General features: G+C 62.2%; 15 protein-coding genes. 6 read left to right on the forward strand and 9 right to left on the reverse strand.

Annotation, left to right across the window (positions count from 1 at the left end):
• Positions 1-6 precede the first annotated feature (6 nt).
• The 4 genes from H0A72_RS07450 to H0A72_RS07465 are packed head-to-tail and all read right to left on the reverse strand — an operon-like array spanning position 7 to position 3,801.
• Entirely contained in the window at positions 7-936 is a 930-nt protein-coding gene (locus H0A72_RS07450; RefSeq protein ID WP_180154429.1) for a dihydrodipicolinate synthase family protein, read from the reverse strand.
• Positions 936-2,093 carry an NAD(P)/FAD-dependent oxidoreductase gene (locus tag H0A72_RS07455; RefSeq protein ID WP_180154430.1) on the reverse strand — a complete coding sequence of 386 codons (1,158 nt, stop codon included), beginning with the start codon at positions 2,091-2,093 and terminating at the stop codon, positions 936-938. Before H0A72_RS07455 ends, H0A72_RS07450 begins: the two co-directional genes overlap by 1 nt.
• The gene (locus H0A72_RS07460) at positions 2,090-3,517 is read right to left on the reverse strand and encodes an FAD/NAD(P)-dependent oxidoreductase (RefSeq protein WP_180154431.1); all 1,428 of its coding nucleotides are present in this window, start codon (positions 3,515-3,517) and stop codon (positions 2,090-2,092) included. The genes H0A72_RS07455 and H0A72_RS07460 overlap by 4 nt, the downstream gene beginning before the upstream one ends.
• A complete protein-coding gene (locus tag H0A72_RS07465; protein WP_180154432.1) occupies positions 3,517-3,801 on the reverse strand; it encodes a (2Fe-2S)-binding protein in 285 nt (94 codons plus the stop codon). Before H0A72_RS07465 ends, H0A72_RS07460 begins: the two co-directional genes overlap by 1 nt.
• A 189-nt stretch (positions 3,802-3,990) precedes the next feature.
• Between H0A72_RS07465 and H0A72_RS07470 the strand changes: the two genes are divergently transcribed.
• The 6 genes from H0A72_RS07470 (at position 3,991) to H0A72_RS07495 (ending at position 8,607) form a co-directional block, all read left to right on the forward strand.
• Positions 3,991-4,815 (forward strand): transporter substrate-binding domain-containing protein, encoded by an 825-nt coding sequence (locus tag H0A72_RS07470; RefSeq protein WP_180154433.1) that lies wholly within the window; start codon positions 3,991-3,993, stop codon positions 4,813-4,815.
• Positions 4,816-4,962: 147 nt separating this feature from the next.
• The gene (locus H0A72_RS07475; protein ID WP_180154434.1) at positions 4,963-5,631 is read left to right on the forward strand and encodes an amino acid ABC transporter permease; all 669 of its coding nucleotides are present in this window, start codon (positions 4,963-4,965) and stop codon (positions 5,629-5,631) included.
• A complete protein-coding gene (locus H0A72_RS07480) occupies positions 5,631-6,320 on the forward strand; it encodes an amino acid ABC transporter permease (protein WP_180154435.1) in 690 nt (229 codons plus the stop codon). Before H0A72_RS07475 ends, H0A72_RS07480 begins: the two co-directional genes overlap by 1 nt.
• A complete protein-coding gene (locus tag H0A72_RS07485) occupies positions 6,298-7,035 on the forward strand; it encodes an amino acid ABC transporter ATP-binding protein (RefSeq protein WP_180154436.1) in 738 nt (245 codons plus the stop codon). The genes H0A72_RS07480 and H0A72_RS07485 overlap by 23 nt, the downstream gene beginning before the upstream one ends.
• A 40-nt stretch (positions 7,036-7,075) precedes the next feature.
• Positions 7,076-7,942 carry a DMT family transporter gene (locus H0A72_RS07490; RefSeq protein WP_180154437.1) on the forward strand — a complete coding sequence of 289 codons (867 nt, stop codon included), beginning with the start codon at positions 7,076-7,078 and terminating at the stop codon, positions 7,940-7,942.
• Between the two features lie 5 nt (positions 7,943-7,947).
• On the forward strand, positions 7,948-8,607 hold the full coding sequence (locus H0A72_RS07495; protein WP_180154438.1) for a GntR family transcriptional regulator: 660 nt from the start codon (positions 7,948-7,950) through the stop codon (positions 8,605-8,607).
• Positions 8,608-8,687: 80 nt separating this feature from the next.
• Here H0A72_RS07495 and H0A72_RS07500 read toward each other — a convergent pair whose 3' ends face one another.
• The 5 genes from H0A72_RS07500 to gcvA form a co-directional block, all read right to left on the reverse strand.
• Positions 8,688-9,680 (reverse strand): Bug family tripartite tricarboxylate transporter substrate binding protein, encoded by a 993-nt coding sequence (locus H0A72_RS07500; protein WP_180154439.1) that lies wholly within the window; start codon positions 9,678-9,680, stop codon positions 8,688-8,690.
• On the reverse strand, positions 9,677-10,417 hold the full coding sequence (locus tag H0A72_RS07505) for a nitroreductase (protein WP_180154440.1): 741 nt from the start codon (positions 10,415-10,417) through the stop codon (positions 9,677-9,679). Before H0A72_RS07505 ends, H0A72_RS07500 begins: the two co-directional genes overlap by 4 nt.
• A complete protein-coding gene (locus H0A72_RS07510) occupies positions 10,410-11,615 on the reverse strand; it encodes a CaiB/BaiF CoA transferase family protein (protein ID WP_180154441.1) in 1,206 nt (401 codons plus the stop codon). The genes H0A72_RS07505 and H0A72_RS07510 overlap by 8 nt, the downstream gene beginning before the upstream one ends.
• Positions 11,616-11,641: 26 nt before the next feature.
• Positions 11,642-12,445, reverse strand: coding sequence for an enoyl-CoA hydratase/isomerase family protein (locus tag H0A72_RS07515; RefSeq protein WP_180154442.1), 804 nt, complete (start codon positions 12,443-12,445; stop codon positions 11,642-11,644).
• Between the two features lie 297 nt (positions 12,446-12,742).
• Positions 12,743-13,621 (reverse strand): transcriptional regulator GcvA, encoded by an 879-nt coding sequence (gene gcvA, locus H0A72_RS07520; protein ID WP_180154443.1) that lies wholly within the window; start codon positions 13,619-13,621, stop codon positions 12,743-12,745.
• Between the last annotated feature and the right edge of the window lie 22 nt (positions 13,622-13,643).

The following is a 13,643-nucleotide window of genomic DNA, read 5'->3' on the forward strand; positions in this document are numbered from 1 at the left end:
GGTTGTTCAGAGCCCGGCCGCTTTCAAGGCCAGTTCCAGCGATGCGATTTCGTTCTTCGGCAGGATGCCTATGGGCGCGCGCGCCGCATCGTTCTTGATGCGGCCCAGCAGCTTCAGGCAGGCCTTTAGCCTGGCATTGGCGTACCCGCCCGGGCTCGTGCCGTAAATGGCCTTGGCCAGCGGATAGATGCGTGCATTGAGCGCCTGCGCCTGCGCCAGGTCGCCCGCGCGAACCGCGCGATCCAGCGCCACGATGACTTCCGGAATCACGATGGCCAGGCTGACCAGGCTGCCTTCGGAGCCCAGCACGAAGCAAGTCAGCAGGTGCTCGTCTCCCGACGCCATGACGGCGACCTGCGGCGCCACGCGCTTCACCAGCGCCCTGTTGCCTTCATAGGCGCTGGTTTCCCAGCTGCCTTCCTTGATGCCCACGACATTGGGCAGGCGCACCAGCGCTTCGAGCGTCGCGTGGCTGTATGCCATGGCGCCGGCGTTCACCCCCGCCTGGTACAGCATGATCGGCATTTGCGCGGCCTCATTGGCGATCACGTGATGCTGCACCGCCATTTCGGTCGTATGCGAGAGCGCCCAGGAAAAAGGAGGGAAGATCAAGGCGATGTCGGCGCCCGCCTCCCGGGCCTCGGCCGTTTCCAGCCGCGCGTCGTGGCTGTTTTCCGCGTTGATGCCGTTGACCAGTATCGAACGCTCGCCGCAGACTTCATGGGCGATCTCGACGACGCGCTTTTTTTCGTGCCGGTTCAGGGAAAAGTTTTCACCGGCGTGCCCGTTGATCAGCAAGCCGACGATGCCGTCCACGGACGACACTTCGCGCAAATGCGCGGCAAGAGCCTCTTCGTCGATCCCGCCGTCCGCGGTGAAGGGGCAGATCGTTGCGGCATAAATTCCATTGAAGCTTGCTTTTTTGCTTGTGAACATTAAGTTTCCTCATTGCCCGGCTGCTTGTCGAGCAGGCGGGCGGGATCGAATAAAGGCATCTCGGGCTGCAGGCCCAGGATGTGCTGTGCGATGATCTTCCCCATGAAGGGGCCGCTGGTGTAGCCCGAGTGCGCGCTCCCGACGACATAGGCGCCCTCCACCCCGGGCACGTCGCCGATGATGGGCATGGCGTCGGCCGTTTCCGCTTCCAGCCCCAGCCAGATGCGCGCGATGCGGCCTTCCGACATCCCCGGCACGACATAGCGCGCCAGGCGCATGTTGCCGATGAGGTTTTCAGGAATGGCCTCGACGCCGCCGCGTTCACGATCCCCGACGCCCTGCCAGCCGCCGCCGATCAATATGGTGCCGTTCGCGAACTGCTTGAGCGACAGCAGGCCGTTGGCCACGCTCATGACGGTGCGCATCACGGGCCGCATTCTTTCCGTGATGCTCAACTGATTGATCAGCGTCTTGATCGGGATCTTCACCCCCAGCCAGGCCAGCATCGGCTCTATCCAGACTCCGCCGGCCAATACGATGCGCCGGGCATGCAGCACCCGGCCGCCGCCGCAGCGGATGCGGAACACGCCGCCGAGGCGGTCCACGGCTTCCACCGGAAGATTTTCGTACAGGCTCACTCGCTGCGCGTCCAGCCCATGCCTGAAGGCGCGGCCGGTGAGATAGGCGGAAGCGAAGCCGTCGATGTCGCAGTGCGCGGCTTTGAGCAGGCGCGGGTTCAGGCCGGGCTCGACCTCGAGCGCCTGTCGCGGCGTCAGGATATTGATGTTCGCGCCATACTCGCGCCTGGCGGCGGCGCGCTGTTCGAGCATCTCGCATTCCGCCTCGGTGAATGCCAGCGTCAGGCCGGGCACATGGGTGGCAAGCACCCCGGCGCCCAGCCACTGTTCCGCCGTCATCCACATTTCCCAGGCTTTCATGGCATAGGGAACCAGGGCCGCGCGGGTCATGTGCAGCGTCAAGGTGCCGGCGTTCACGCCCGACGCCTCGCGGCAAAGCTGCCCGCGGTCGATCAGGGCGACGCTCATGCCTCCCTGCGCCAGGTGGAATGCCGTCGAGCAGCCCATGACTCCCGCGCCGATCACCGCCGCGTCGAACGGCCGGTCGGCCGAATTGATGAGGTCCGGTCCGTTCGTCATAGCGGCGCCGCCTTCGGCAAGGGGATGTCGGCGTAGTCGTAGTCCCCGGTCAGCTGCTCCAGGGAGACCGGCCGCAAGGGCGCGCGGCCGGTAAAGAAGCCGACTTCGGTGCGTTCGCAGCCGGCTTTCAGCGCCGCCAGCTCCGCGGCCACGTCGCCGCAGCTGCGGCCTTGGCACGGCCCCATCCCGCAGCGGGTCCAGGCCTTGAGCTGGTTCATGTCGCGCGCGCCGCCGGCGACGGCGGCGTCGATTTCCGCGCGGGTGACGTCCTCGCACCGGCACACCACCGTGTCCGGCGCAATGGTCTCGACCTGCCTGGCCGGCAGCGCCATCAAGGCTCCCATGGCCCGACCGAACTTGCCGGCTTTTCCCAGGCTGCGCTGGGCCGGTCCGGCTTCACGCTCGAAAGCGTTCTTGTCCAGCGCGCCCAGGTCGTGCGCGACGGACAGGCCGGCAAGCAGGCCATGGTGGACGGCCGCGGCGGCGCCCGAGATGCCGCAGCCATCGCCGGCAGCATACAGGCCGGCGAAAGAAGTGCGGCAGCGCTCGTCGGTCACCACCACCCAGCCGCCCAGCTTCCTGTCGAAGGTATGTTCGGCCCGGAGCAATCGGCTCACGTCGGTGCCCGGCACCAGACCGTTGCCGACCACCACGGCATCGACATGCACCACCCGCCGTTCGCCCTGGATGATCCGCCTGTCGCCATCCACGGGGGCGAGCGTGGCGCGCAGCCCCCTGCCGGCGGCCTCGACTTTTTCGATCGCATGCGCCGAGAATATGGGAATGCCCGCGGATTTGATCCGCGCCAGCCATTTCGCTCCTTGCCACATCAAGTCGGGGCGGGACGCCATGGCGGGCGAGGCTTGCAGCCAGGCCGACCGGGGCGCCGCATCGGCCAGCGCCGCGACCTTGCCCCCGCCTTCCACGATGCCCACCGCCACCGCCGCCAGCAAAGGCCCGCAGCCCGCGACCAGGGTGTTGGCGCCGGGCAGCATTTTCTGCGACTTCAGCAATATGGTGGCGGCCGCAAGCCCCATCACCTTGGGCAGAGTCCAGCCGGGGAAGGGCACGACGCGCTCGGTCGTCCCGGAAGCGAGCACCAGGGCCCTGCATTGCCAGTGAACCGGACCGTCCGGCCCGACCGCATCGACCCGCAAGCCCGTGCTGACGTTCCAGACCGTATGGTTGAAAAAGGCGAGCACCCGGCTATGCGCGAGGTGACGGCGCAGTTCGTCGCCTTCGTGCGTCGCGGGCGAGTTTCCGGACGAGGCGAAGCCTGGCGGCATCGGGCGGAATACCTGCCCGCCCGCATCATGGTTTTGATCCACCAGCACCACTTTCAGGCCATGGCGGGCGGCGGCGACCGCGGCGTTCACGCCCGCGGGCCCGGCGCCCAGCACGACCACGTCGACTTCGTTGTCCATCACGGCGCCTCGTTGCTGATGGAGGACACCTGCAGCGACGCCACCAGGGGCTGCTGGCAGGCCGGCACCTTGCGTCCGTTTACCCAGACCAGGCATTCCTGGCACGAGCCCATCAGGCAGAACATGCCGCGCGGCTGATGGCTGCGCGGGCTGTCGCGCAGATGCGCCATGCCGGAGGCGAACAGCGCGCAGGCGACGCTTTCCCCGGCATAGCCCGTATAGGACACGCCATTGAACGTAAACGACACCGGCTCGCCCCGTGCCACCCCTTTTGTGATTCGCATGTCTCCCACCCCGTCCTTGATTCAGCCCAACAAAAAACTCGTTCAGGCTTGACTTTCATCCTGGTCATCACGTACAGTGTACGTATCGTATACGAATCGTACACGACAAGGCAAGAAGAATTACGCGGGTGGCTTGTGGTTCCCACCAAGGGCGCAACGGGCCGATTCATTCATACATGGAGAAGACAAATGAAGCTAATCAAGGCTTTTGTGGGTGCTTTCGTAATGGCCGGCACAGCCATCCTGGCATTGGGCCCGGCGGCGGCCCATGCGCGCAGTCTCGACGAGGTCATGGCCAGCAAGAAGCTGATCGTGGGCATCAATCCCAACTTCCCGCCTCTGGGCGTGTATAACGACAAGAACGAGATCGACGGCTTCGACGTCGACGTGTCGCGCAAGATCGCCGAAATGCTCGGCGTCAAGCTCGAGATCGTGCCGGTCGGTTCGCCGGACCGCATTCCTTTCGTCATCAGCAACAAGATCGACGCCGTCATGGGGGCCATGACGCGCACCGACGAACGCGCCAAGGTCATCGACTTCACGGTGCCGATCCATACGGAAGTGCTCGGGGTGCTCACCACCAAGGACAAGCCGTACAAAGAATGGACCGACCTGAACAATTCTTCGGTCAGGATGGTGGAAGTGCGCGGCGCCACGCCCGTGAAGCTCGTGCAAGAGCAGCTTCCCAAGGCCCAGCTGCTGCTGCTGGACAACTACCCAGACGCGGTGCGCGCGCTTGCCCAGGGCCGCGCCGACGCCATGATCGACGTGCTGGACTTCATGCGCGAACACACCAACAAGCATGCAAACGTCAAATGGCACATGATGCAGACCCCGATCGACGTCTACTATTGCGGCATGGGCGTCCAGAAGGGCAATACCTCGCTGGCCGAACGCCTGAACGGCATCATCAAGGAGCTGCACAAGAACGGCTTCATCGACGAGAAGTGGGAAAAATGGTTCGGGGGCCCCATGCTGCATGATCCGCGCAGCTCTCCCTACTACAACAAATAGCCCTGCGCGCTGTTGCGGCTCCGGGCTTCGGCGCCCGGGGCCCGAACAGACCTTGTACGTGCGGGCCCCGGCGGTAGTTCCCCAGGGGCCCGCGCACGGCAAGGCAAGACGCGAAGACGCACCCCGGGTGCGTTGCAAGGAGACGATATGGAGTTGCAGTTTTCGGCCATCTGGGGCCACTTTCCCTACTTGCTGGGCGGCGCCTGGATCAGCCTGCAGGTGGCTTTCCTGGCCTTTGCGGGCGGCATGCTGCTGGGGCTGATCGGCGCCTCGCTGCAGGCGTACGGCAACCGCATCGCCAGGCGCTGCGTGAACGGCTACGTAGGCTTTTTCATGAACACGCCGCAGCTGGTGCAGATTTATTTCATCTTCTTCGCCCTGCCCGAGATCGGCATACTGATGACTCCGTACGAGGCCGTGCTGCTTGGCATGACCTTGAACGCCGGCGCCTACCTGACGGAAATCCAGCGCGCGGGCTTCGAATCGGTCCAGGTGACTGAAATGGAAGCGGCGGAAACCATGGGTTTCTCGCGCATCCAGTCCATACGCTACGTGATCGTGCCGCACATCATCAAGGTGCTGTTCCCGCCCCTGTCGAACCAGTACATCATCATGACGCTGGGCACGTCCATGGCGGCCATCTTCGGGCTCGAAGAGCTGACGGGGCGCGCCTTCAACATCAATTCGGAAACCTTCAGGTCCGTCGAGATATTCACGGTCACCGCGGGTGTATACATTGCGATCACCTTCCTGGCGACGCTCTCGCTCGCACTGATAGGCCGCTACGGCTTCCGCGCAAAGATGAGGCTCTTCTGATGCTGGAAACGCTACTGAACGAAATCCCCAGGTTCTTCACCTACTACAACATCGTCTTCCTGTTGAAGGCGCTGCTCGCCACCTTCCTGCTGTCGGCTCTGGGGTGCGTCATCGGGTCGGTCCTGGGCTTCCTGATCGCGGTCGGGCGCAACACGACCTCGCCCGTGCTCATGCCGTTGAGGGGCGCCCTGATCCTCTACACCGAGATGTTCCGCCGGATTCCCTTCCTGGTGACGCTGATGCTGGCCTTCTTCGTCTTCCAGGCCTTGAAATGGGATCTGTCCATGTTCAGCGTGGCGCTCGTCACGGTCTGCGCGATCGGCACCGCCTTCATTGCGGAGATCGTGCGCAGCGGCTTCGAATCCGTGCACGACAACCAATGGGATGCGGCGTACGCCATGAATTTTTCATACCTCCAGACCCTGCGCTATGTGGTGGTGCCGCAGGCATGGAAGGTAATCCTGCCGCCGGTGTTCAGCTTCTTCATCCTGTTCATCAAGGATACGGCGCTGGCGTCCCAGATCGGCGTGCTGGAGCTCACCTACGCCGGCAAGGTCATGAACAACAAAGGCTTTTCGGCGACGCTCGTCTTTGGAACCATACTCATCCTGTATTTTTCGCTGTCCTATCCCCTTGCAAAATTCGGCCAGCGGTTGGAGAAAAAACTTGCCCCAGCTAGAAATCGTTAACCTGAAGGCCTCATACGGGGGCCAGACCGTGCTTGAAGACATCAACATGGCCGTCGAAAAGGGCGAGACCATCAGCCTGATCGGCCCTTCGGGCTCGGGCAAGAGCACGCTGCTCCGCGTATTGACCGGCTTGCTGCCGCCCATCTCCGGCCACGTCATCCTGGACGGCAAGAAGATCGACTACCGCAACAAGGCCCAGGTACAGGAATTGCGCCGGCACATGGCCATCGTGTTCCAGCAATACAATCTGTTCCAGAACATGAGCGTCATGAAGAACGTGACCATCGCGCCAATCAAGATACGCGGGCGCGACAAAAAAGAAGTGATCGAATATGCCACCCACCTGCTTGAACGGGTCGGCTTGGCCGACAAGCACGACGCCTACCCCGACGAACTGTCCGGCGGGCAGAAACAGCGCGTCGCCATCGCGCGCGCGCTTGCCCTGCGCCCCGACATCATCCTGCTGGACGAAGTCACGGCCGCGCTGGACCCCGAGCTCGTCAACGAAGTGCTGGACGTCGTGCGCCTCATGGCGTCGCAAGGCATGACCATGTTCATCGTGTCCCACGAAATGGCCTTCGTGCGCGAGGTTTCCGCCAAGGTGGTCTTCATGGCGTCCGGCCACGTCGTTGAAGTCGGCACGCCCGAACAGATTTTCGACAATCCCACGCAGCAGCGCACCAAGGATTTCGTCGGAAAGATCCTGCGCCATTGAGCACCGTGCCCTTATGAACGCAGGCGCCCGGAATCCCATCTTGCGCAGCATAGCCCTGTACATCGCGGCGACGGTGTTTTTCGTGGCGCTCGATTCCCTGGCCAAGGTGATGGTGATGGGATCCCTGCCGCCCGCACTCGTCGTCTGGGGCAGATACGCCGGCAGCCTCGCGCTGGTGGTCCTGGTCATGCTCTTTGCCGGTGTCTCGCAGACGGTCGCCACCAGCAGCCTGGCGCTGCAATTGACCCGCGGCATACTGCTGGTGGGCGCCACGGGCTGCATGTTCCAGGCCGTGAAAGTGCTGCCCGTGGCCTTGTCCTACGCCATATCCTATGTGTCGCCCTTCATCGTCCTGCTTGCGGCCTCGCACTTCCTGAAAGAGCAAATCACCCGCAAGCAGATAATGGGCGCCCTGATGGGCTTCGCCGGAGTGCTGGTCATCATGCGGCCCGGCGCGTCGGACTGGCAATGGGCCATGCTGCTGCCTTTGGGCGCGGCCACGTTCTACGCGCTCTACCAGGTGCTGACGCGCATGGTGGGCCGGCGCGACAGCCCCTTGACCTCGTTGTTTTACGTAACGCTGGGTGGTACCCTCATCACCACCCTGGCCCTGCCGTGGTCTTATACCCCCATGCCGGCCTCCACATGGGCGCTGATGGGCGTGCTGGGCGCGCTCGGCACGGTGGGCCATTTCCTGCTCATCTGGGCCTACACGGGCGCCGCCGCCTCGGTCCTGTCCCCATTCGTCTATGTGCAAATGGTCTGGGCGGGGATAATTGATGTTTTCGTTTTTAATACGTCGTTCGACCCCGTCGCCATCATCGGCGCCTGCATCGTGATCGGCGGCGGCCTGTTGATCATAGAAAGTGTACAGAAACGTAGCCAGACTGCCCCACATAAAACATGAAAGACATGCGATCCACCAAACGCCTGCCGGCTGAGCCCACCCCCATCAACCTGGGCGACCTCGCATACCACACCATACGGCAACTGATTCTGCAGCGCGAACTGCCCGGCGGCTCCGCGGTCGTCGAAGGGCGTCTTGCCGAAGAACTCAACATCTCGCGCACACCGATGCGGGAAGCCCTGGTGCGGCTCGAAGGAGAGGGCTTGCTGGTGCGCGCGGGGGCCAGGTCGTATTCGGTGCGGACGGTCAAGGCGTCAGAGCACTTCCAGAGCCTGCAGGTTCGCGAATGGCTGGAAAGCAAGGCCATAGAGCTGGCCATCGGCAAGATCCCCAAGGACAAGATATCGGACCTGCGCGAAAGAATCGAAGCGCTCAAAGACAGCAACCACCAGGAACCCATCCACTGGCAGGTCGACGACATGCTGCACATGCTGTGCCCTGAAGCCTCGGGCAACGTCGTGCTTGCGCGGCTCATCGCACAGGCACGCGTCAGCAACCGGCTGTTCGAGCTCATGGACCCCTTCGGCCGCGTGGACGACGACCGGGCGGAACACCTGGCCATCCTCGATGCCCTGGAGGCCGGCGACGCCGAAGCCGCAAAACGCGCGCTGGCGACGCACTTCAAGAATCTGGGGGATTATGTGATGAAGCGGGTCAGGGGGTAGTTTGCGGTTGCCTGGGCTGGAACGGGCGAACTGGCCAGGCAGCGCACCAGCGCCTGTTCCCGGCCGGTTCGTGGAAACGGTCACTCGTTAATGGAAATCTTCGCTGTTGTAACCACCTTCTTCCATTTGGCGATATCCGATATCATCTGCTGCTCAAGCTCTTTCCCGCCTATCTTTCCTGGCTCCGCACCCTGTTCCTTCAGCTTCGCCTGGAAACGCGCATCGTTCTGCATATCGGTGAGCGCCCGCATCAGCTTGTTCTTGACGTCGTCCGGCAGCCCGGCCGGGCCCATGACAGCGAACCAGTTGTCAATGACGACGTCTTTATATCCGGCCTCCACGGCTGTGGGCAGATCGGGAAAAAGAGAGGACCGGCTTTGCCCCGTCACGGCGATCGCCCGCAAGCGGTCCGACTTAATGAACGGCAGGGCGCCTGGAATGGTGGCGAACATGACCTGTATGTTGCCCGCCATCAGGTCCGTCAGTGCCGGATTGGCACCCCGATAAGGAACGTGAGTCATCTTCACATCCGCTTCTTGGCCGAAGATCTCGGCGGCCAGGTGAAAGATGCTGCCCACGCCTACCGAGCCGTAATTCACCGTGCCTGGATTGCTTCTGGCCGCATCGGCGAGATCCTTGAGGGACTGCGCCTTCAGGGTGGGGCCTACGACAACAACGTTATCGACCACGGCCACCATCGCGAGCGGCGTGAAATCCTTGATCGGATCCCAGGGGAGGTTCTTATAAAGCGACGGGTTGACGACGTTGGTGCCGGCGTTCGCCATCAATAGTGTGTACCCGTCGGGCGCTGCTCGTGCTGCCTGAGCCGTACCGATATTCCCGTTCGCACCGCTGCGATTTTCGACAACTACGGATTGTCCGAGCCGGGATCGCAGCTCGTCCGCGACCAGGCGGCCAAGAATATCGGTTGAGCCGCCGGGCGCGAAAGGTACGACCAGCGTGATCGGTTTGCTGGGGTAGTCGGCGGCCTGCGCAACGGGCAGCGCTCCAAGCGCAAGTCCTGCAGAAAGCACGGCCAGCGCTGGAATGCGAAATAGCGACTGATAGTTCATGATGTCTCCTTGAGGATGGGGTCATTTAGAGCACCTGCGTTGGGTGCAATGGAAAATCCGGTGAATGAGGTAAATGCTTCGACAGGCTCGCGCGCCGTCTCGAGTCGATTGGCTGGATGGGCGAGGTCCGCGTACCCGATCGACATGCCACAGACCAGGATCTCTTCATCGCTGATCGGCAGGTGTCTACGTATGATCTTGTGATATCGGGCGAACGCCTGCTGTGCGCAGGTGTCCAGACCGTAGTGCCTGGCAATCAGCATGACACCGTGGACGAACGCGCCCAGGTCCATCCACGCGGCATGTCCTGTGACCAATCGACGATCGACCGTGAAAAAAAGGCCTGCCGGGGCATCGAAGAATTCATAGTTGCGCGCATACTGTCGTTGCATGCGGGAAGTGTCGCCTTTCGGTATTCCAAGCAGCCCATACAGATCCTTCCCCACCTGTCGCCGGCGTGCCAAGTAAGGATCCAGCCATTCGCCGGGGTAATAGGGAAATTCCTCTGCGTGCTCGCCGCTGGCCTCATGGTGCGCTTTGACGAGTTCATCGCTGAGGCCCCGTAGCGCGGGTCCGGCGCATGCGTGGACATGCCAAGGTTGCGTGTTCGACGCGCTTGGAGCACGAGCCGCATGCTGCAGAATCGCGGCGATTGTCGGGGCCTCCACGGGGGTGGCCTGGAAAGCGCGGACGCTGCGCCGCGTTGAAACAGCATCGAGAATGGAAAGGCTATTCATGGTTCGCGCACCTCACTACTCCAGCCTTTTCCAGGCTTGCGATCGCGTCGGCGCCATAGCCCGCTTCTCGCAAGATGCCGTATGTATGTTCACCTATCGAAGGCGCGCGGGTGTACGGTTTGCTATTCGCAACATGGCTGTTTAGCGGAAAGCCCGGCACGCGTATCGTTCCATGGCCGTCTATCTCAAGCTCGACCAACATGCGATTGGCCTCGATTTGGGGGTGGCGTGCCAGGTCGTCATAATTGGCCACTTTCGTGCATATGATGTCCGCCTGCTCGAGCACTGCAAGCCAGTCGTCGCAAGATCGGGCGCGAAAACTGTCCGTCAGTGTGGCCGCCAGCGCCGGTAGGTTCTGAACGCGTAGGGGCGACGTCATGAAACGTGGATCGGTTTCGAGTTCAGGGCGGTCCAGCACGCGGCAGAGCGCCTTCCAGCGTTCCGGCATGTAGGCTGCCACCATGATCCATCCATCGGCTGCCTGGAATGCCTGGTTCGGAGCGGAGTATGGCGCCGCGCTGCCCATGGGCGAAGGAAGACGGCCGTCGGCGAAGTAGCTGCTGAGCGATGACTGTTGAAGCGCCAGGGCGCCGTTCAGCAAGCTCGCGTCTATGTGTTGGCCCAGGCCGGTGCGATTTCGCTCGGTCACGGCGGCCAGGATGCCCAGGCAGGCGACGTAGCCGGTCATGATATCGACAATGGGCGTCTGGACCTTGCACGGCTCGCCGCCTGGCGTGCCAATCAAGCTCATTAATCCGGAATCTGCTTGCAGGACGCCGTCGACGCCTGCCCGTCCGGCATATGGACCCTGCTGGCCATAAGCGGAGATCGAGCAATAGACCAAGCCCGGATGCCGCTCACGAAATTGGCCGTAATCCAGCCCGGCTCGTTCCATGGCGCCGGGTCTCATGCTTTCGACGACGACATCGGCCTTGGCGATCAGCTTGCGGGCGATCTCGCACCCGGTCTCGGTTTTGATATTCAGGGCGATGCCTTGCTTGCCGCGATTGAACCCATGGAAAAGCGCGGCATCGTCTCCGACCCAGGCCGGGCCCAAGCCTCGGCCTATTTCACCTTCCAGCGGTTCGACTTTGATGACACGGGCTCCCATGTCCCCCAAAAGCATCGTGCATGTGGGTCCCGCGCCAATCTGCGTAAAATCGACGACAGTGATGCCCTTCAGCGCTTCACGAATCATTTTTTGTTCCTCTGTGCTGCCTGCCTTCAGCGCCCCGCAAATCGGGGGCTGCGCTTCTCGGCGAAAGCCCGTCTTCCCTCTCGGCGATCATCGGTGTCGCGCAGCACACCCCAGTACAGCTCGGTGAGTTGTTGAGCGTCCGCATAGCTCAGGTGCGCGGTTTGAGCGGCAAGCTTCTTTACAGCCTGCACGGCCAATGGAGCATTCGCAGCGATTTGCCCGGCGATATCTGCGATACGGGTTGCCAGCTTCTCTTGGGGAACCATCTCGCTGATCAGTCCCCATTGCAAAGCTTGCTCGGCTTGAATGCGGTTGCCCGTCAATGCCAGTTGCATGGCCGCCGCGGACGGGACCGCACGTAGCAGCCGATGTAGTCCCGACACGGCAGGGACGGATCCGACTGCGACTTCCGGCAGGCCGAACGTCGCGTTGTGAGAGGCGATCCGGAGATCGCATTGCAGAGCCAGCTCCAAGCCACCGCCCAGGCAGTGGCCGTTTATCGCGGCAATGAGGGGTTTGTTCAAATCCAGGTCAGATAGATCCATGAGCCTGACGTACAGCCCCATGTCCGCCGCTATCTCTTTGGCCTGAAAATAGGCTTCCGCGTAAGGCGCCGGCGATGTCGTTGTTCCCTTGAGGTCCGCACCGACGCAGAAGGCGCGGTCCCCGCCGCCGGCTATGACGACGACTCGTATTTCACGATTGTCTCGCGCCTCCATCAGGTGCTGGCGCAGGCGCCGCAAGGTAGGCAAATCCAGCGCGTTCAGGGCAGCGGGGCGATCGATTGTCAATGTGGCGACATGGCCGGACAGGGTTTTGTGTACGCTCATTTCACTTTCTCAGGCGCTCGGGGACGAAAGACTGCGACTACCGCAGACATAAAGGACCTGGCCGGACGCATATGAAGAACGCGGGACACCCCATAGAGTGTCGACGGCGGATGTCACAGCGGTCTCCAGGTTGTTCGGTTCGTTTGGAGGCCATTCTGGCGTTTCGCCCGGAGCGCGACAAACGATATTTCCGCCCTATCGTTTGATATTTTCTCAATCGAAAAAGTCGATATCGTCGAGTCGCAGCGAAGCAGCTAATGCGTGGCGATGACAGTGCTCATATATCGGTGTGGCGCATCATGCAAACTGCGACAGCAGCCACTCCCTGAACAGACGCATGCTTTTGCTTTCCCCGCGAGCCATTGGAGTGAGCAGATAATAGGTGAAATCGCCCATGTCTACGGCCTGGCTAAATGGCGCGACCAGCTTTCCACTTGCCAAGTCTCCTTCGACCAAAAACTTCTGGGCAATAGCGAAACCTTGGCTTTCCAGGGCGGCGGCATAGGCCATCGCGGAACTTTGGTAAGTCATTCCACTCGATGGATCTATCGTGGACAGGCCGGCGCCTTTCCGCAGCCAGATCGCCCAGTCGTCCGGCCGGGCGATTGAATGCAGCAAGACTTGATTCACCAGGTCGGCGGGTTCACGCACCCTGCGCGCAAGTTCCGGAGAACATACCGGCACCAGTACATTCGACGCAAGGCGATAAGCCCTGACGTCCGGCCAAGAGCCCGGACCGAGCCTGATGGCGGCGTCGATATCCTCCCGGTCAAAGTCCACTGGATCGAGCGAGGCCGTCAAGAGCACCTCTACCCCGGTGTTTTCAGCATGAAAACTCGATAACCGCGGGATCAGCCATCGCATGGCGAAGGTGGTATACGCACGGACTTTGAGTTTATTGGGCCCGGTGCCCTTGGTTAGCTTCGAGGTGGCATCGCGCAAGTCTGCCACAGCCTTGGTCACGGCCTTGAAGTATTCTTCCCCCGCCGGCGTCAACGAGATTTGCCGATGGCCGCGGACGAACAGCTGCCTGCCCAATGCCGCTTCCAGCGCACGAATCTGCCGGCTAACGGCACCCGGAGTCACATGCAGCTCGTCAGCCGCCTCCGTAATGCTTAACCGGCGCGCGGCAGCCTCAAAAGCGCGCAGCGAATTCAGAGGGGGTAGTACTTGCATATCGCATGAGGCGTTGGCGCTA

The organism is Parapusillimonas granuli (genome assembly GCF_013416525.1).
Taxonomy (GTDB): domain Bacteria; phylum Pseudomonadota; class Gammaproteobacteria; order Burkholderiales; family Burkholderiaceae_B; genus Parapusillimonas; species Parapusillimonas granuli.